Here is a 19,926-nt window from a genome sequence, read left to right as displayed (position 1 = left end):
TTTTCGCAACCGCTTAATACAACTAATGCTGTAAATAATAATGCAGATGATTTTATAATGTTACTTTTCATTTTTTGGTTTTATATAATGAATATATTTTTAACTCTTTGGGAGTAATTATTTTAACACATAGATACATAGCTTTTCTTTGCGTGTATAAGGTATTTCACTTTTAATAAAAAATATAGCTATGTGTGAAAACTAGTTTTTTCTTTTGCCTTTTTTATTTAAAACTAAATCTATGTTTCTATGTGTTAAAAAAATAATTATACTCAATGAGTTATGACTTTCCAACTTTCGACTTACTGATTGATGAAATATAATGGATGCTTTCTTCGTCTTCAGGATCTAAAGAAACAGATTGTGTCGATGTTTTTTCTTGTGCCCATGCAAATATTTGCGGAAGGATCAATAAAACGGCAAATGTAGAAAATAATAGTCCACCGATAACCGCTCTTCCTAACGGAGAAACTTGATCGCCTCCTTCGCCGTGTCCGATTGCCATTGGCAACATACCCATAATCATCGCAACAGAAGTCATGATAATTGGACGAAGACGCAACGCAGCAGCTTCACGAGCCGATTCTAAGGCATTTCCATTTATTTTACGCAATTGTTCGGCATTGGTCACCAAAAGTACGGCGTTGGCAATAGAAACACCAACCGACATGATGATTCCCATGTATGATTGTAAGTTCAATGTAGAACCAGTTAAAGTCAGCATTAATAATGATCCTAAAACTACCGCAGGAACCGTTGTTAAGATTACTAACGAAACTTTGAACGATTGGAAATTAGCGGCCAACATTAAGAAGATTACGAATACGGCAACCAATAACCCCGTTTGTAAACTGCTTAATGTTTCAGTCAATACAGTACTTAATCCGATTGGCGTTACGAATAATCCACGTGGCAATTCGCCAAGAGAACTAATTGTTTTGCTCACATCTTTTGATGCCGTACCTAAGTCGGTGTGGTAGATGTTGGCAGTAACGGTAATGTATGGCATAGCCCCTAAGTTGTCGTTTTCACCGCTTACAAAGCCTGGTGTAATTTTAGCAACGTCACTTAAAACGGGACGAAGCGAGTTTTTCAATACTGGAATTTCTCCAATATCAGTTTTGCTTTTCATTTTATTTAAAGGCACTTGAACCTGAACAGAATACGATAATCCAGCTCTTTCATCAACCCAGTTGTTTTTTTCTGTATAACGAGAAGAAGAAGTTGAAGCTACAAGAGAACGAGAAATATCATTCATATCAACTCCTAATTCAGCAGCACGAGTTCTGTCAATATCAATATTCATTGCTGGATAATGAATTGGCTGACCAATTTGTACGTCTCTGAAATACGAAATCGCTTTTAATTTATCTACAATTTGAGTAGCGTACAATTCGTTTTTCTTTTTGTCTTTTCCGGCAACTCGAATCTCAATTGGAGTAGGAGAACCTTGGCTTAACACTTTATCTGTCAATTCGATTGGCTCGAAAGAAAGTTTAGTATCTGGCAACACTTTTTTAAGTCTTGCTCTAAATTCATCTTTAAAGTCATCCATGTCTGCCTCATAGTCTTTCAAGCTCACTTGGAAAACCGCTTCGTGAGAACCTGCCATGAATAAATAAATCGGGTTGATCGAGAATAGAGAAGGGTGTTGTCCCACATAAACAGATGAAATTCCGATATGTTCTTTTCCAACCATTTTTTCTAATTCTTTCAAGACAATTCTTGCTTGTTCTTCTGTTCTTTCCAAACGCGTTCCGTCAACAGCACGCATTCTCAACTGAAACTGACTTGAATTGGTTCTTGGGAAAACATCTTTTCCGATGTAAGTAAGGAAGACAACAGCCAAAAGTGTTGCGCCAACCAAATAAGTGACTGTTGTTATTTTTTTATGAATAAACAAACGATCTAAAAGTCGCATGAAACGATTTCTGAATTTTTCGAAGCCAGAAACTTTTCCGTCATCGTTGAAATCTTCTCTTTCAACCAAATCTTTTTTCTGACCAATTAAATTTTGCTCAGATTCAGGCGTTAATCCGCAGGCATTAAATTCTGCTTCGTCATCTGTAATATTTGGTTCGTGTGCGTGTTTTTCATGTCCTTTCATCATCCAGTTCGCCATTACAGGAACAAAAGTCTGAGATAATAAGAATGAAATAACCATTGAGAAACCAATTGCTAAAGCCAAAGGCAAGAACAATGCTCCCGGAATACCAACCATTGTAAATGCTGGTGCAAATACGGCTAGTATACAAAGTAAGATCAATAATTTAGGCAAAGCAATTTCCTGACAGGCATCCCAAATGGCGAGTGCTTTTGGTTTTCCCATGTCGAGATGCTGGTGAATATTTTCGATGGTTACAGTACTTTCATCCACCAAAATACCAATCGCAAGCGCTAATCCTGACAACGACATTAAGTTGATTGTTTGTCCGAATAATTTCAGGAATAAAACCCCAGAAATAATCGAAATCGGAATCGTCATAATTACGATTAAAGCTGCACGACGGTCACCAAGGAAAAGCATTACCATTAATCCAGTTAAAACCGCACCAATGATACCTTCTGTAATCAAACTTTTTACCGAGTTGATTACATAAACTGATTGGTCAAATTCATAGGCAATGTTTACGTCTTCAGGAAGTGTACTTTGAATTTTAGGCAATTCAGCTTTTAATTTCTGAACCACATCCCAAGTAGAAGCGTCTCCTGCTTTTGCAATACTGATGTAAACTGAACGTTTTCCGTTTACTAAAGCATAACCTGCTGTGATATCGGCACCATCTTTTACAGATGCCACATCTCCTAATTTTAAGTTTTGAACTCCTCCTTTGAATAACGGAATCTGTTCAAAATCTTTAACTTCTTTAATGGTATTATTCGTAGGAGTAATATAGTTTTTGTCGCCCATACGCACGTTTCCAGAAGGAGCCGTTTGGTTGTTCAAACGAATCGCATCTACGATTTGGTCTGGCGTCATATTGTGAGAACGCAATAAATCTGGATCTACGTTAACCTCAATCGTTCTTGGACTTCCTCCAAAAGGCGCAGGAGATAATAAACCAGGAATTGCGGTAAACGAAGCACGAACATAAACGTTGGCTAAATCCTGTAATTCGTTGTTTGATCTTACTTTACTGCTCAAAACCAATTGTCCGATTGGAAGTGAAGAAGCATCAAAACGAATGATAAACGGAGGCTGTGTTCCCGGAGGAAAAGCTGCCTGGATTCTGTTCGAAAGCGCACTCAACTCGGCAGCAGCCTGAGCCATGTTTGTTCCTTCGTAATAGGTTAATTTCATAATCATTAACCCTTGAATATTTTTAGTTTCTACCGATTTGATACCGTTCGAGAAAGGTAAAACGTTTACGTAGTTTTTGGCAAAATAAGCTTCCATTTGGTCTGGTGTATAACCTCCAAACGGGTGCGCGATATAGATAACCGGCAAATTCATCTTTGGTAAAATATCTACCTTAATGTCTTTGATGGCACCAATTCCGAAGAAAAATAGACCCGCAACCAATACTAAAATGGAAATGGGTTTGCGGAGTGCAAAACGTATTAAATTCATTAGGATTTATAATTAAAATTCATTTATAAATAAGTCAAAATTTCCTGTTGCAGCGACTTTCAATAAGTACGACTGCCACACATTATTATTGACAATATCTCGATCGATTTCAGCACGATTTAAAACATACATCGTTTGTGTTAAATCAGTCAAATCAGTTAAACCGTTTTTGTATAAAGTTGATTTTTGAACATAAGCTCTTTTCGCAGCATCAACCTGAATTGGCGCTTCGGCATAATTTTCCAAAGTGATTTTGATTTTATCTTCGGCAAAATTCAACTGTGATTTTAGTTCTCTATCAGCCTGATTGTATTCTTCCTGAATGGCTTGAGAAACAAATTTCTGAGCGCTTACTTGTTTGCTTGAACGGAATGGAGTGGTTAAATTCCAAGTAATTCCAACTCCAACTAAGTAATTGGTACGATCTGGATTTACGCCATCCCAATAGTTTCTCGTAAAAGCATTTTGATTGGTTGCATACGTATTATCAAATCCCGAAGCTCTGGTTTGTAAAACGCCAAAAGCACTCATCGTTGGATAATAAAATCTTTTATACAATTTAACTTGCTGGTTGCTGTAATCGATTTTCGTTTTATAGAATTGTAATAAAGGGTGAAGACCGTCTGTAGCAGTTTCTTTCGTTACTAACTCTTTCGGGATCTGAGTTACAAATAAAGTATCTGTAACGAAATCCTGAGGAGCAACGCCCATTAAATCGACTAATTTGTTGTTTTGTTCTTTAACGAAGTTCTTTGCCAAGTTTAAAGCGATTTTAGCTTTAGAAACTTCTGCAGTTGCCAAAGTAGAATCGACTCCTGCTAATAATCCGTTTTTAACTCTCGCTGCAGCAGTCTTTTTGAAAACTTCTGCGCGGTCTAAGTTTTTTTGTTGCGAAATCACTAATCTCTGGCTGGCCAATAAATTTAAATAAGCAGCTGAAATTTTGATTTCCTGCTGGAATTTCTCCTGCTGCAAATCTTTTTCTTTAGCCTGAACATCAATTTTAGATAAATTGATTTTTTCCTGTGTTTTTCCGAAAGTGAAAAAATCCCAGTTCATGTTGACTAAATAAAGCGCACCAAACGCCGAATTCCAGTTTTGCTCTGGAAGAGGTAAACCAGATGAAGCAACTCCTAAACCTCCAAATCCGTAAAGTGGTCCGTTTTGTCCGTTTACAGTTCCGTAATCTTGCTGAGCCGATAAATTTAAGTTCGGCAGGTAATCACGGCGAGATTGTTTTAGAGTCTCTTTTGATGCATTGGTGTAATTGTTTTTTGCTCGGATAGAACCGTAGTTTTCAAGACCTGTTTTTACTGCTTCTTTTAAAGACAGGGTTTGAGCATAACCGATTGAGGCAAAAATCAATAAAAATAAAAAGGTAATTTTTTTGAAATACATAAACTCAAGGTGTGAAATAGAATGTTTTGATGGAACAAATTTATTTCTCTTATACTGATAAAAGTCAGGTTAAGTGATGTACTGCACTAGTAAATGACGAATTGAATTGGTCATTTTTTGAAAAAAATAATTAAATATTTGTTCGTACTTTGTAACCTATTTCACAATTAAGAATGAACAAAAAAAATGATAATATACTGGATAACAAATGGTGGCAAGAAGTTGCTGTTATCCTTTTTTCCTTTACCATTTATACCTTAAAAAACGATTGGATGCTCATTAGTTCATTCACATCTATCTTAATGGGGGTATTTTTCTATTGCATTTTATACCTGCACGCACAGTTTAACCGTTTCTTTTTACTTCCAATTTTATTCAAAGCCAATAAACCTTTTACTTATATCATTTTAACGCTGTTTGGAGTTTTTGTTTTTTCGGTTTTGCTTTATGAAATTACAATGATGGACATGTTTGCTAAATGTCATTTGTACCAAAATTCACATCAAAGAAGTTATGCCTACCAATTGGCAAGCGTTTTAGGAACTTTGGTCTGTATTCTGAGTCCGATTATTGTGTTTAAATTTTATCGTATTCACAGAAAACAAACCGACGCGGCTTTATTGTTCAATCAAATGCAATTGAATTCATTGAAAGGACAATTAAATCCGCATTTTTTATTTAATACGTTTAATACACTTTACGGAATCAGTCTTCAATTTCCAGAAAGAACACCCGATTTAATTATGAAAGTCTCGCAGTTAATGCGTTACCAACTAGAAAGTAACGGTAAACAATGTGTTTCTTTAGAAGACGAATTGGAGTTTATAAACAGTTACGTTCAATTGGAAAAAGAACGTGTGGGTTATCGTTGTGAGATTAATTTTGAAAGTAAAGTAGATATTGAATATACGTATAAAATAGCTCCGATGCTGCTAATTGCATTTATCGAAAATGCCTTTAAACACGGAACATGCGCTATCGAAAATTGCTTTGTAAAAATAAATATTTCTGTAGAAAACGGATTGCTGCATCTTCATGTGGCGAATTCAATTCCGAAGAAAAATGATGTGATTTCGACTAAAATCGGTTTAAAAAATACGATTGAACGTTTGAATTTAATTTATGGAAAAGACTATAAATTAGAAGTTCAAGACGATAAACAAGTTTATATTGTTGATTTAGAAATACAACTTAAAAAGTTTGTAGGATGAGAGAAACAAAGAAATGCATTATTGTAGATGACGAACCCGCTGCGCATTATGTTTTGGCTAATTATATCAAACAGAATCCGCAGTTGGAGTTGGTTTTTCAGGGCTATAATGGCATCGAAGCAATGAATTATCTCAGAGAAAACACAGTCGATTTAATGTTTCTGGATATCAATATGCCTGAGATTTCAGGAATGGAATTGCTTAAAATTCTTCCAACACATCCTAAAACGATCTTAACGACAGCTTATTCTGAATTTGCTTTAGAAAGTTATGATTATGGTGTAATTGATTATTTGCTGAAACCGATTTATTTTCCAAGGTTTTTGAAGGCAATTGATCGTTTTTTTGCTACAGAAAGTGTCAAGCAAAAAGCAGAAGAAACAGTAAATTCTGTGAATGTAAAAGTAGATGGTTATTTGATGAATATCGAATTGGATCAGCTTTTGTTTGCCCAAAGTTTTGGAAATTATGTAAAGCTTCATACGACCAAAAGAACGTATTTGGCTTCTATAACGACAACAGAATTTGAAAAATGTTTGCCAGAAAAGAGTTTTATGCGCATTCATAAATCATACATCGTTGCTTTAGACAAAATTGATGGAACTGAAAAAGATTTTGTAGTTATTAAAAACGAAAGAATCCCGATCGGAATTACCTATAAAAGAGAATTGACAGACAGATTGAAAAAGCTTGAATTGTAAACGTAATTTACTCTAAAGCTTAATTTTAAAGGGATTTTATTTTTTTATAAAATCATTTTCTCTTCTTGTTATTGTAATAAAAAAAGTGTTAATTTTAATACGTTATTTGAAGTTTAATTAAAAAAATGAAACTATGAAAAACGTGCTTTTGTCTTTTGCTTTTTTATGCAGTAGTTTTTTAATTGCGCAAGAAGGAACGAATATGAAAAAAGTAATCACACCTCCAGAACTGGTTCGATTAGCTTTTGAAAAAGAATACCCAGGAAAAGTGCCTGTCTGGTCTGAAGAATATGTAGGAGACGATGCAGATGAAATTAGATTTGAAGCACGATTTAATGTAACTGATATAACCAAAGCAGTTGCGATTTACGATAACTTAGGAAGCATGAAAGCTTTTGAATTGCAGATTCCGTTTAGAGATCTTCCAATAAAAGCCCAATCTTATCTGAAAAAGAATTATAAAGCAAAAGAAGTTTTAGAAATCGCAAGAGTAGTAGATGATAAAAACAAAACAACGTACGAAGTTGGTGTAACCAAAGACACCAAATTTTATGATGTTGTTTTCGATAAAGATGGAGGATTTGATGTTTCTATCGAAAAGAATTAAAAAGCATTACTAATTCAAATATTATTTGAAATGACGAACCCGATAAGTGTTTAAAAGCTTATCGGGTTTTGTTTTTTTATTTTTTGTTTCAGGTTTCAAGTTTCAGGTTGATATTCTTTGTGTGTTTTTAACCGCAAAGAGCGCAAGTTTTTTAAACTATACGAATAGAAATGCAAAGTTCGCAAAGCTTTATGTGAAAAACTTTGCGAACCTTGCGTAAACCTTAGCGTTCTCTGCGGTTAAACCTGAAACCTGAAACCTGAAACTTTTAAAGCATCATTCCGCCAGAAACTTCAATTCTTTGAGCGTTTACCCAGCCTGCATCTTCTGAACATAAAAAGGCAACAACACCTCCAATATCGTCAGGAAGACCAACTCTTCCTAAAGCTGTTACAGAAGCAATTTGCTGGTTCATTTGTTCATTATCACGAACGACACCACCTCCAAAATCAGTTTCTATGGCACCTGGAGCAACGATATTGGCTCTAATTTTTCGTGCGCCTAATTCTTTTGCTTGATATTTTGTCAAAGTTTCCATTGCACCTTTCATAGATGCATAAGCCGCGTAACCTGGGAACGAAAATCTAGCTAAACCAGTAGAAATATTTACAATTCCACCGCCGTCGTTCATTGCGTTCAATCCTTTTTGTGTAAGGAAAAATGGACCTTTAAATTGAATATTAGTCAACGTGTCAAATTCTGCTTCAGTTGTTCCGATGAAAGAATTGTGAATTCCGATTCCAGCGTTGTTTACTAAGAAATCAAATCTGTCTGTTTTAAAAGTGTCTTTCAAAACGGTTTTTACTTGTTCGAAGAAAGAATCAAAAGTGCTTGATTCTGCAACGTTTAATTGCAACGCAGCCGCTTTTTGACCCAAACTTTCAATTTCTGAAACTACAGCGTCAGCTTCGTCTTTTTTACTGTTGTATGTGATAATTACATCCAATCCTTTTTTTGCAATTGCAATTGCCATGTTTTTTCCTAAACCTCTGCTACCGCCTGTAACTAGAGCTATTTTTGTATTTACTGCCATTTTTTTGTTGTTAATTGTGAGTTGTTAATTATGAATGTTTGTCCTTCTACTGCTCAAGAAGATAATCGTTGAGTCTTATTTGTGAATATTTTTAACACATAGAAACATAGAATTTATTACGCTGAAAAGAGTAAAGAAAGAAAGAAACTAGTTTCTAACACATAGCTATGTGTATTTAAATAAGTGAAACGTCTTTTTTTAAGTTTCTAAATCTATGTTTCTATGCGTTTAATTTATGAATGCATTGCATTAAAATGATTTCTCAAATCTTCTGCGCTTGCGTGTAATCTGGTTTCGCTTGTACCGAAAGTCAGTTCTTGTTTGCCTTCTTTCAATTGTTCGAAAATAGATTCGATAAAACTGCTCACGCTTGGATGCGCGTCGTGAAGTCCTATTCCGCCTAAATCTGTGTTTAATGCGGGTGGAATAATTTCGATTACTTCAATATTTTTCTCTTTTAATAAATGACGTAGCGAAAGTGTAAACGAACGGAAAAACGCTTTTGTAGCTGAATAAACAGGAACTTTTGCAAAAGGAGAAAATGCCAATCCAGAAGTCGTATTCATTACGGTTTTAAGAGATGGTAACTGAATAAATAATGAAGTTAAATGTAATGGAGCTTCAATATTTGTAGTAAGCTCATTTTTCATGTTTTCATAAAAATCAGCATCCGTTATTGTCATCCAATTTTGAATTCCAGCGTTGTTTACTAATACATTTAAGTCTGGATGATTTGCTGCCGTCCATTCGTAAAGCGCAATTCGTTCTTCTTCTAAAGACAAATCGCATACTTTAGTAATAACAGTTGGGAATTTTGCTTTTACTTCTTCTAAAAGAGAAGCTCTTCTTCCGCAAATAATTACCGTATTATTTTCTTGAATGAATCGTTCTGTAAGTCCAAGTCCGATACCGCTTGCACCGCCAGTTATTAAGATTTTGTTGTTTGATAAATTCATTTTTTCGATCTTTTAATTTGATGAGACAAAGTTAGGAACGAAGCAGCGCTGGAGAATTGTAAATATCAAACCGATGTTTGCGAAATTCAAATCAGTTGTAAAATTCAAATTTCTCATTTTATGTCATTGCGAGGAACGAAGCAACCGCACTAGTAAAATTTGCAAGTTTGATTCAGCAAGTGAGATTGCTTCAATTCCTCGCAATGACAATTAAGATCGGAAAGCTAAGGGCGTATAAGTAGTTTGTTTTTTAAAGAAATTAGAGAAATGCGCTAGTTCTTCAAAACCAAGAGAATAGGCAATTTCAGAAATATTCCAGTCTGTCTGCTTCAAAAGTATTTTGGCTTCGTTTGTTAGTCGGTTGCTAATTAATTCTGTGGTGGTTTTTCCGGTGTTTTCCTTTAAAACCTTATTTAAATGATTGACATGCACAGATAAACGTGCAGCGAAATCTTTTGCTGTTCTCAATTCTAATCGCTGATTTGGCGATTCGATTGGGAATTGTCTTTCCAACAATTCAGCAAATAAAGAAGAGACTCTCGCAGCCGAATTATGCTTAGAATATAATGCTGTAATGGGTTGTAATTTTTGTCCGAAATGAATTAACTCTGCAACATAATTTCGAATTAAATCATACTTATATATATAATCGGAATTTATTTCTTTTTGTATTTTGTTGAAAATCAAATTAACTTCATCAACTTCTTCATCAGAAAGCTGAAAAATTGGATATCCGTCTGAAGCGAAAATAGGAAGTTCATCCAAATCGATTCCGCTTTTGTTTTTAGATAAAAACTCGCTTGTAAAAACACAAAACTGCCCGCCTTGATTGGTGTCTTGCGGTAAATAATTGTATGGAATTTTAGGGGTTGCAAATAACAATCCTTGTTTCTCAATTTCGATTACTTTATCGGCATATTCTGCTTTATTATGGCCTCGAATCAAACTTATTTTGTAATAAGCTCTGCGGTCATAAGGCATTCCAGGTTTTCCTTTCATGCGTTCCAAAAGTTCTTTGATATCAAACACATTAAAATGTCCAATTTCTTTTTGAATGTCATTTGGAAGCAAAGAATTTGGATCAACTGTTGATCCTTCTGTAATGTCCTGATAAAATGAATCTAGAGATTTCATATTGTAGTGAATTGTAAAATTCAAATATACGAAAAAAAAGTTTTTTGCCACGAAGGCGCTAAGGCACGAAGTTTTTTTATCTTGCTTGAGAGTTTCTCGCAAAGTCGCTGAGACGCAAAGTTTTTCATGTTTTTGTCATTTCGAGGAATGAGAAATCACAAATGATGCGTTTAGATATTACTTAAAAAAAACTTTGTGTCTTTGTGCCTTTGTGGCAAAACCAAATCAAAACAAACTTCCCTGCACAAACTCAGGCTCAGGATTATTCCCAAATTCAATTGAATCAATGACAAAAAACTGTTTGTTTACAGGATCAAATTCTCTTAAAATAATTTCGTTGCATAGAAAATCAATTTCAATGGTAGTAAAAAGCTGAGAGGCTATTTTTAGATTTTCGGGAGTTAAGCGTCGTCCGATTGACATGTGCGGATCGTCGCTTTTTTTGAGTTTTAAAGATTTCAGTGTTTCGTGAATCTTTTTCATTATGGGTTTTAGATTGTTTTTAGATTCTTCGTTTGGAGCAATAAAAAAAGCTCCAGCATTTTCATAAGAACCAAAATGATCTAAATATACTTGAGAAGGTGTAAAAGTATCGCAGATTTTAGTAAGCTTTTGTTTAATGGAATTGAGTTGAGAATCGTCAATTTGGAATTCGCAAATCGTAATATGTGCTTCAGAATTGCAGCTGTTGTACCAATTCTTGTAAACTTTACTTTTCAAAAGATCTTTCATCTCTTTGACAGTGTCCACAACTGGTTTTGAGTAGAATACTACAGAATACGTTTTCTCCATTTTTAAGGCTTTGAAATACAAATTTAAAGCTTTCCTTTCAAATGTAGTCTATGTAGAATTTCAGATTTCAATAAACCGCTTCCGCCTCCAAAATGCTCGATAACTTCAACATCTGGCTGGTTTTTTAGACAGAAAGAAGTAAATTCTTTTTCGACATGATCTTCGATTGCAGAACTCAAAAGAACAACATCAATTTTATTATTTTGAAAGTATTCTTTTGCTTCTTTTTCATTATTAAAAGCAACTGCATTCCATTCTTCATAGGCATTAACCAGACGAAGTAGAATTGCCAAAATTGCTTCGTTTTTTCCGAGTAATAAAAATTCTAACTTTTTCATATTCTTTGAGGTTCTAAGTTTCTAAGCTTTTAATTATCTAATTGTCACATTATCAAATTTGAATCATTCGCAAAAATAAGTAGGGTTTTGGTAAAAGAGACTTAATCTAGGACAAGAAATATATTTTTTGAACTTTTTTTAGAGAGTTTATGTACGAATATGATATTTTATTTTGCTAAAATTTAGTTAAAGTATATTTTGATACTGTTTTGCATTACAATTACTTAAGGTTTTTGACTGCGATTAATGTTGTTAAAATTTTCATGGAATGAGGAAAACCGTAAGGTATTGTCTTTTTAGGGCTTTACTTTTGGCATGTTGAAATTTGAAAACAAATGTTGTTTTTACCTTTTTTAGAATACCATTTTTTAAGTTTTAACATTCATGTTTTTTGGAGAAACATTTTTTTTGAATTAAATTTTGACATATTCATTTGATCGTGGGTAATTGTATAAGAGTTTGCACTATACATTAATGTCTAATTTTTAAGGGTTTTGAAAGGAAGTCGACGGACTGAATTTTAAAACCCTTTTTTTTAGAATATAAATGAAAAGGCAAACAGCCAAAATTGAATGATGTCGGTGTTGATTTTGAACTTTTGAGGCGAAAATCCGTAGTAGTTTTTGAAGGCAGCCGAAAAATGCGATACATCTTTATAACCGCATTTATACGCCGTTTCGCTTACTGTAGCGGTTTTACTTTGAAATAATTCTTTAGCGTGCTCCATTCTCAATTTAATGATATAGCTTTTTACAGTTGTTCCAAAACAAGCTTTAAAGCCTTTTTTTAATTTGAATTCGTTAAGCGAAATAAGTCTGGAAAGTTCCGGTAGAGTAGGTGTGTTTCTATAATCGTTTTCTAATATTTTTTTTGCTTCTAAAAGTTTGTTGTAATCTTCATCGTTAATTTTTTCTGAAGCTAAAGGTTTGACAATTAATGTTTCAAGCTGATGAATAAGCAGCTCTTTAATTTTACTTTCAATATAAATTCTTTTTAAAAGACCTTCTCTCGTACAGTTTTTTATTTCGGATGTTACCCACTGAATTGCTGGTGTAAAAGGAAGATATTTAGACGTTAAATAACAAGATTGTTGCTGAAGAATTTTTTTTGAAAATTTTTCATGCAGCTGCCAGTCTTCGTTTATAATGTTATAATAGAATTCCTTAGAAAGTATAATCGACAGATAGTTTACATGTTTGTGAGCTGGAATTTTAAACGAGCCTTTAAAATTATTGGTGTAAAAAATATTATGCGTGTTTTCTTTAGAATATTTTTCGCTTTCCAATTGATCGATATGTGTTTCTACATTGCTGCTGTAAATAAAATTCATGACAATCGATTCTTCATCAATTTCAAAAAGAACAGTTTTAGAGCTCGAAAAATTCAACTGAGTATCAAGCAAAACTAAACCTTCAGTGATGAGATGCCGGCTAATTATTTGCTCAGAATCATTATTTTGAATATGGACATTTTCTTCGGTTAAAATACTTTTTGGATAATATTTATCTCCAATTTGAATTTTAATTATAGGCGTTTGAGAGTTTAGAAGTGTGGCTTTGATTTTCAAAATATAATCCGTTTTTACAAAATAATAATCCGTTTTTCCCTATCTTTTTTGAAGGCGTTGATGGTACTTTTGCAACAAAGTTATTTATAATTAGTCTAATTAAAGATATGTCAACTCAAAAATTTTTATTTGCCAGTTTATTTTTTCTAAGCACGTTCTTATCATTTTCCCAGCAAAATCAAGGCTTCGAAGTGTCTGGAAAAGTTGTTGAAAATTCTGGAGAAACAATTCCGTTTGCAACAGTCATTATCGAAAAAACAGGTTTAAGTGTTATTTCAGATGAAAACGGAAAATATATTTTAAAAAATGTACCATCAGGAAAACATACATTAAAAATCTCAGCAATGGGATTTGCAGTTCAGAAAAAACAGATTGAAGTTTCGGGTAACTTGGATGTTTCGATCAAAATGGAAAGTGAGTTGCAGGAATTAGAAAGTGTAACCGTATTAGGAAGATCGCAAACGGATAAAGTAAATAAACAAGCTTATAGTGTAACTGCAATTGATGCTAAAAAACTGCACAATTCCACTTTAGATTTATCGCATGCTTTAGACCGTGTTTCTGGAGTTCGTAACCGTGAAGCAGGTGGAGTGGGGTCAAGATCGGAACTTTCGATTAATGGATTCTCAGGAAATCAGATTAAGGTTTTTATTGACGGAGTTCCGATGGACAATTTTGGTTCTTCTTTTCAAATGAACAATATTCCAATCAATCTTGCCGATCGTGTAGAAGTCTATAAAGGCGTTGTGCCAATTTGGCTTGGAGGAGATGCTTTGGGAGGTGCAATAAATATTGTAACCAACAGCAAACCAAGAACTTTTGTAGATGCTTCTTATTCATTCGGATCTTTTAATACGCATCGTTCTAGCATAAATGCGGGTTATACGGCAAAAAGTGGTTTTACAACAGAAATTAATGCTTTTCAGAATTATTCAGACAATGATTATTGGGTAAATGTAGATGTGGCAGATCTAACTACTGGAGCTTATTTTCCGAATCAAAGAGTGAGACGTTTTCATGATAAATATCGTAACGAAACGGTAATTTTTAATGTTGGTATAACTGGAAAAAAATATGCTGATAAATTGATGATTGGTTTTACAGGTGGAGAAAATCAAGCAGATATTCAGACTGGTGCAAGGATGGTAAGTGTTTTTGGGAAGATTTACAGAAAAGGAAGCATCGTTATGCCAACTTTAAAATATCAGGTAAAAGATTTATTTACTAAAGGATTAAACGTAAATGTAACAGGAAATTACAATTTTGGTTACGAACAAAATATTGATACTGTTTTTAGAAGATACAATTGGTTTGGCGATTATAAGGAGTATGAAGGAGCAGGGGGAGAAAGAAGCCGTACGCTACGTAAATTTTACAACAATAACGGAATTGCTACAGCAAACGCGACCTATTCGCTTGGAGAAAAGCACTCTTTCATGCTTAACAATACTTTCAATACGTTCGATCGAAAAGAAAGTGACGAATTAGTTCCAGAATCATTGGTTTACAAACAGCCTAAAAAAACGCAGAAAAATGTTTTAGGTTTAGGTTATAAATTGGATTTAACTTCAAAATGGAGTACGTCTGTATTCTTAAAAGATTATTCGTTAAAAACTACTTATACAAGAAGTTACAATCCGTCAGGAAATGCTGGAGATATTGCTTATCAATTGTATATTGACAAGACTTCAGCAACAGGATATGGTGGAGCGACAAGCTATTATTTGCGTCCAAATTTGCAAGTGAAAGCTTCTTATGAAAAGACGTACCGACTTCCAACTCCAGAAGAGATTTTTGGTAACGTAAATGACAACTTGGAAGGAAATCTTGCTTTAAAACCTGAAACAAGTAACAATTATAATGTTGGAGCAAGTTATCAGACGAGTTTTAATGTCAAAAATGCTTTATCATTTGATGTAAATCTTCTTCATAGAAATGCTGTCGATTTTATTCGCCCAACTTTGAATAACAATCAAACCATGACCACAAATGTGAATCAGGGAAAAGTGACCAATTATGGTATCGACGGAGAAATTAGATATTCATACGACAATCGTTTTACGGCAGGTTTCAACGCTACCTACCAGAATATTAGAAACAAAACAAAGTACGAACCTAATCAGGATTATGTTTCTGCATTTTATAATGATAGAATTCCAAATATGCCTTATCTGTTTGGTAATGCAGATGCTACAATGTTTTTTAATAATGTTTGGAAGAAAGGAAACAATCTGTCTGTAGGTTATAATCTGCTTTATGTTCATACCTATTATTTGTCTTGGCCAAGTATGGGAAGCAAGGACAGTAAATTAGAAATTCCACAACAATTCAGCCATGATTTGAATGCCGTTTATACAATGGCAAACGGAAAATACAACATTGCTTTAGAATGTAAAAACCTTTTAGATAACAAGCTTTACGATAATTTTTCATTGCAAAAACCAAGTAGAGCTTTCTATATCAAGTTGAGATATTATTTCAGTAAATCGAATAATTAATTTAATACAAACACCATAATACAATGAAAAAAAGTACAACATTAGCTTTATTATCAGCTGTTTTAGCTTTTACAGCTTTTTCTTGCAGCAGTGATTCTGATAAACCTGCAGATACAGGAGGAGGAAGCGATACAGGAAAAACTAAATATATCATTACGGCAACTACTGGAGCACAAGGAATTGCTGATTATTTGCTTACTACAGATGATATTTCTACAGGAGCTATCACTACGACAGGAAACGGATTGGAGCAGGATGGAACTTACCGTTATTACATCACTGCAAAAAACAATTTCTTCAGCTTGCTTTACGGACAAGGAAATCCTGGTGCTGTAACAACTTATAACTTAAATTCAGAAGGAAAATTAGTTAAAAAATCAAACTTTCAAGCAGAAACGGTACACGTATTTGCTGCTGTTAACAATGATATTTTGACGATTAAAGTTCCAAGAAGTGGTGCTTCTATCGCTTCAATGTATAAAATTGATGCTGAAAAATCTATTATTGTAGGTGAAGCGCAACAAGATACAAAAGTGCTTGCAGGAAATGGAGAAAGAGCTTTCTTTACATGGGCTACTCAAGTTGGAGATAAAGTGTACATGCCTTACATGAGCATTAAAGGAGATGGAAGCGACAATTTCGGAACTGCAAATCCAGATAGTACTTGGGTTGCTGTGTACAATTATCCAGAATTGAAATTAGAAAAAGTAATCAAAGATAACCGTACAAGTTATTTAGGAGAGTACTACACAAACGGATTATTTCAGGATGAAAACGGAGATGCTTACGGTTTCTCTGGAGCAGTTGCGCAAAGCAATTCTGTTTTAGCTTCTAAAAAACCTTCTGCTGTAGTAAGAATCAAAAAAGGAACTACAGAGTTTGATCAGTCTTATTTCTTTAATGTTGAAGAAAAATCTGGAGGATACAAAATTTCTTCTACTTCATACATTTCAAATGGTAAATTCTTATTGTTAATGTACGGAGAAGCTGGTAAAAAAGCTGGAGCTGTTAAATTGGCTGTTGTTGATGTTTACAACCAGACTTTCAAATGGGCTACAAATGTTCCTGAAACAATTACTATGGCTACAAGCCGCTACAACATTGCTACAGAAGATGGTAGTTCAGCGATTATCGGTTTGAATACACCTCAAGGAAACTGGATTTATACTGTTAATGGTTCAACTGGTGTTGCAACTAGAGGTATGAAAGTTGAAGGCGGACAAGTTACTGCAATCCAAAAATTAAAATACTAATTTTTTTTGCCGTGAGTCCTTTTCTCTGAGGGCTCGCGGTTTTTTTATTTATCCTATTTATCTATCCGAATATGTTTTCTTTTTCAAAACCAAAACCTAATACCCCTAAGAAAAAAAGTAAAAAGTCGCTTTTTAAACGCATCATGGCTTGGCTGCATTTGTGGCTTGGTTTGGCATCTGGAATTATTGTCGTTATTGTCAGTCTTACAGGCTGTATTTATGTTTTCGAAAATGAAATAAAAGATTTTATTGAAGACTGGCGTTTTGTAAAACCTCAGAAAGAAGCATTTTTATTGCCGTCTCAATTGGTTTCGATTGCAGATAAAAAAATGAAAGATAAGAAAGCTACAAGTGTAACTTTTGGTGCGAAAGATGAAGCTGCAATTGTAGGTTATTTTGTGGAGAAAAAAGAAGAAGGAGAAGGCGGCAGAGGTGAAGAAGGCAAAAATAAAAGAGAAGAGCGTAAAAAAGATTTAGCTCAAAACAAAGAAAAGTCAAAATCTGAACTGAAACCTCAAGGAAAACCTGGAGAAAAAGGCAAAGGAGAAAAGGGAAAAAAAGGTAAAGGCGGAAGAAGAAATGGTACTTTTATTAGTGTTTACATGAATCCGTATACGGGTGAAGTTTTAAATGTAAAGACTTTTTCTAGAGGAGATTCACCAGATTTTTTTAGATGGATTTTAAACGGACACCGTGCTTTATGGCTTCCTTATGATATTGGAAGACCGATTGTTGGAGTTGCAGTTTTAATTTTCGTTGTATTATTAATTTCGGGCATCGTTTTATGGTGGCCAACAAAATGGATTAAATCCATTATTGATAAAAGTTTTAAAATAAAATGGGATGCCAGCTTTAAACGTGTCAATTATGACATGCACAATGTACTTGGTTTTTACAGCTGTATTTTCCTGTTTTTCATTGCCGTAACAGGTTTAGTGTGGAGTTTTGGATGGTGGAGTAAATCGTTGTATTGGGTCACTTCTGGAGGAAAACCGTTGACAGAAAATCGCGAGTCTCCAAAATCTGATACGACAAACGTTAAAACATTCAATATCACAACAGCCGATAAAGTTTTATTGAATTTAAGAAAAGAAAATCCTCAGGCGGCCGGAATTATGATTAGTATTCCGGGAAAACCTGCAGATCCAATTGGTGCTTTTGTTTACAAACAAAGACACACTTTTTATAACATGGATCGATATAGTTTTGATCAGCAGAGTTTGAAAGAAATATCGATTAAAACACCTTTTTCAGGAAAGTATATCGAAGCTAATATTCCAGACAAAATCCGAAGAATGAATTATGATATTCACGTAGGAAGTGTTCTCGGACTTACGGGTAAAATTATTGCATTTTTGGCCAGTTTAATTTCTGCCAGTTTGCCAATTACCGGATTTATTATTTGGTGGGGAAAACAGAAATTTGGTAAAAAGAAACCTGCTGCAAAACCAAAAGTGGCAAGTAAAGCAATTCCCGCTCCTAAATTGAAAAATACAGCAGAACAAGAAGTTACTGCTTAAACATATAAAATTGGTTTTTATAATTCCTTTTTTGTTTTTTTTTTTTTTGATAAAAGGCAAAACTTGTAAAAGTTTTGCCTTTCCTTATTTTTAGTTATAACCGTTTGCTTTTAGCCATTCAGTACAATCTCGAGTCCAGAATTTGTTGGTGTCACTTATTCCTAATCCAAATCCGTGGCCGCCTTTTTCATAAATATGCATTTCTGCAGAAACGCCATTTTTCTTTAAAGCCAAATAATAATTAATGCTATTTTCTGGTATCACAACAGTATCATCAGTAGCATGAATTAAGAAAGTAGGAGGCGTTTTAGAAGTCACTTTCTTTTCATTCGAATAAGAATCTATCAACTCTTTTGAAGGATTTTTGCCAAGTAAATTAGTTTGCGAACCTTTATGCGTAATTTCATTTTCCATTGAAATTACAGGATAAATCAATAATGAAAAATCAGGGCGAGCGCTTACTTTATAAGCCGATTCATAAACTTTATCATCATAATGAGTAGATGCAGTTGAAGCCAAATGTCCTCCGGCTGAAAAACCTAAAATTCCAACTTTGTTAGGATCAATATTCCATTTTACTGCATTTTGCCTTACATATCGAATAGCTTCTTGAGCATCTTGCAATGGACCAACATTTTTATTTTTCATTGTTAAATCGGTTGGCATTCTGTATTTTAAAACAAATGCAGCAATTCCTATACTGTTGAACCATTCTGCGACTTTTGTTCCTTCTTTGTCAAATGCCAAATGTGTGTAACCACCTCCAGGACAAATAACTACAGCAGTCTGATTTGGTTTTGTTTCTTTCGGAATAAAAATGCTTAAAGTAGGAATAGAAACCTGACTTGTGCTTTGCATTTTCCCATCTTTTAATTCTGGTTTTTCTTTATAATCTGGCGCTTTTATTTCGTCTGGGATTTTGTTCCAAAGCGGAATCACCTGATCTTGTGCGTTTGCACTAAATATTCCTGTAAAAAGAAGAAAACCAAAGGCAATTCTTCTTATCGTTTGTGTTTTTGCAGTTTTCAATTTGATTTTAATTAATTGTTTTACAATTGTTTATTTGGTTTTGCTGAAAGAAATTCAAAAGCTTACTTTAAAAGATAAAAATACATCAATACAGGCTCTCAAAACAAAGATTTCAGGACAATTTTACCCCATAAAAAGTATGAATTTAACCTATTAGCTTTTAACAAATATATTGTTTAATGTGTAATTTTGTATTCTTTTTTTTATATAAAATGTTTATTTAAGGAGTTAAAATAATTTTTTATACAATATTATTTGGATTGTACAGATTAAAAACTATATTTGTGCAATCGATTACATTAATTTTCTTTAAAGCTG

The 19,926-nt window shown here is 33.8% G+C and carries 15 protein-coding genes; 6 read left to right on the top strand and 9 right to left on the bottom strand.

Annotated features, from left to right (window positions below; all coding sequences use genetic code 11):
• Nucleotides 1-280 precede the first annotated feature (280 nt).
• Both ACE01P_RS21450 and ACE01P_RS21445 read right to left on the bottom strand, forming a co-directional pair.
• A complete protein-coding gene (locus ACE01P_RS21450; RefSeq protein ID WP_379701089.1) occupies nucleotides 281-3,571 on the bottom strand; it encodes an efflux RND transporter permease subunit in 3,291 nt (1,096 codons plus the stop codon).
• Between the two features lie 12 nt (nucleotides 3,572-3,583).
• Nucleotides 3,584-4,969: a TolC family protein gene (locus ACE01P_RS21445; protein ID WP_379701088.1), complete on the bottom strand. Its 1,386-nt coding sequence runs from the start codon at nucleotides 4,967-4,969 to the stop codon at nucleotides 3,584-3,586.
• Nucleotides 4,970-5,142: 173 nt separating this feature from the next.
• Here ACE01P_RS21445 and ACE01P_RS21440 point away from each other — a divergent pair, with 173 nt between their 5' ends.
• The 3 genes from ACE01P_RS21440 (at nucleotide 5,143) to ACE01P_RS21430 (ending at nucleotide 7,488) form a co-directional block, all read left to right on the top strand.
• Nucleotides 5,143-6,180, top strand: a complete 1,038-nt coding sequence (locus tag ACE01P_RS21440) for a sensor histidine kinase (RefSeq protein WP_379701087.1) — start codon at nucleotides 5,143-5,145, stop codon at nucleotides 6,178-6,180.
• Nucleotides 6,177-6,881 (top strand): LytR/AlgR family response regulator transcription factor, encoded by a 705-nt coding sequence (locus tag ACE01P_RS21435; protein WP_379701086.1) that lies wholly within the window; start codon nucleotides 6,177-6,179, stop codon nucleotides 6,879-6,881. The genes ACE01P_RS21440 and ACE01P_RS21435 overlap by 4 nt, the downstream gene beginning before the upstream one ends.
• 133 nt (nucleotides 6,882-7,014) lie before the next feature.
• Entirely contained in the window at nucleotides 7,015-7,488 is a 474-nt protein-coding gene (locus ACE01P_RS21430) for a hypothetical protein (protein WP_379701085.1), read from the top strand.
• Between the two features lie 268 nt (nucleotides 7,489-7,756).
• Here ACE01P_RS21430 and ACE01P_RS21425 read toward each other — a convergent pair whose 3' ends face one another.
• The 6 genes from ACE01P_RS21425 to ACE01P_RS21400 all read right to left on the bottom strand — a co-directional run bounded on the left by ACE01P_RS21425 (nucleotide 7,757) and on the right by ACE01P_RS21400 (nucleotide 13,308).
• Complete coding sequence (locus ACE01P_RS21425; RefSeq protein WP_379701084.1) at nucleotides 7,757-8,521, bottom strand: SDR family NAD(P)-dependent oxidoreductase; 765 nt, start codon at nucleotides 8,519-8,521, stop codon at nucleotides 7,757-7,759.
• Nucleotides 8,522-8,754: 233 nt separating this feature from the next.
• Nucleotides 8,755-9,477 carry an SDR family oxidoreductase gene (locus ACE01P_RS21420; RefSeq protein WP_379701083.1) on the bottom strand — a complete coding sequence of 241 codons (723 nt, stop codon included), beginning with the start codon at nucleotides 9,475-9,477 and terminating at the stop codon, nucleotides 8,755-8,757.
• A 210-nt stretch (nucleotides 9,478-9,687) separates the two neighbouring features.
• Nucleotides 9,688-10,611, bottom strand: coding sequence for a helix-turn-helix domain-containing protein (locus tag ACE01P_RS21415; RefSeq protein ID WP_379701082.1), 924 nt, complete (start codon nucleotides 10,609-10,611; stop codon nucleotides 9,688-9,690).
• Between the two features lie 225 nt (nucleotides 10,612-10,836).
• The gene (locus tag ACE01P_RS21410; protein WP_379701081.1) at nucleotides 10,837-11,403 is read right to left on the bottom strand and encodes a 2'-5' RNA ligase family protein; all 567 of its coding nucleotides are present in this window, start codon (nucleotides 11,401-11,403) and stop codon (nucleotides 10,837-10,839) included.
• A 23-nt stretch (nucleotides 11,404-11,426) separates the two neighbouring features.
• Nucleotides 11,427-11,741 (bottom strand): hypothetical protein, encoded by a 315-nt coding sequence (locus tag ACE01P_RS21405; RefSeq protein ID WP_379701080.1) that lies wholly within the window; start codon nucleotides 11,739-11,741, stop codon nucleotides 11,427-11,429.
• Nucleotides 11,742-12,276: 535 nt separating this feature from the next.
• The gene (locus ACE01P_RS21400) at nucleotides 12,277-13,308 is read right to left on the bottom strand and encodes a helix-turn-helix domain-containing protein (RefSeq protein ID WP_379701079.1); all 1,032 of its coding nucleotides are present in this window, start codon (nucleotides 13,306-13,308) and stop codon (nucleotides 12,277-12,279) included.
• Between the two features lie 107 nt (nucleotides 13,309-13,415).
• Between ACE01P_RS21400 and ACE01P_RS21395 the strand changes: the two genes are divergently transcribed.
• The 3 genes from ACE01P_RS21395 (at nucleotide 13,416) to ACE01P_RS21385 (ending at nucleotide 18,579) form a co-directional block, all read left to right on the top strand.
• Nucleotides 13,416-15,806 (top strand): TonB-dependent receptor, encoded by a 2,391-nt coding sequence (locus ACE01P_RS21395; protein ID WP_379701078.1) that lies wholly within the window; start codon nucleotides 13,416-13,418, stop codon nucleotides 15,804-15,806.
• Nucleotides 15,807-15,829: 23 nt separating this feature from the next.
• On the top strand, nucleotides 15,830-17,059 hold the full coding sequence (locus ACE01P_RS21390) for a DUF4374 domain-containing protein (protein WP_379701077.1): 1,230 nt from the start codon (nucleotides 15,830-15,832) through the stop codon (nucleotides 17,057-17,059).
• 143 nt (nucleotides 17,060-17,202) lie between these two features.
• Nucleotides 17,203-18,579: a PepSY-associated TM helix domain-containing protein gene (locus ACE01P_RS21385; RefSeq protein ID WP_379701076.1), complete on the top strand. Its 1,377-nt coding sequence runs from the start codon at nucleotides 17,203-17,205 to the stop codon at nucleotides 18,577-18,579.
• 90 nt (nucleotides 18,580-18,669) lie between these two features.
• Here ACE01P_RS21385 and ACE01P_RS21380 read toward each other — a convergent pair whose 3' ends face one another.
• Complete coding sequence (locus ACE01P_RS21380) at nucleotides 18,670-19,608, bottom strand: alpha/beta hydrolase (RefSeq protein ID WP_379701075.1); 939 nt, start codon at nucleotides 19,606-19,608, stop codon at nucleotides 18,670-18,672.
• Between the last annotated feature and the right edge of the window lie 318 nt (nucleotides 19,609-19,926).

It is taken from the genome of Flavobacterium sp. HJSW_4, assembly GCF_042436695.1.
Lineage (GTDB): Bacteria > Bacteroidota > Bacteroidia > Flavobacteriales > Flavobacteriaceae > Flavobacterium.
This window is presented reverse-complemented; position numbering and strand designations above follow the sequence as displayed.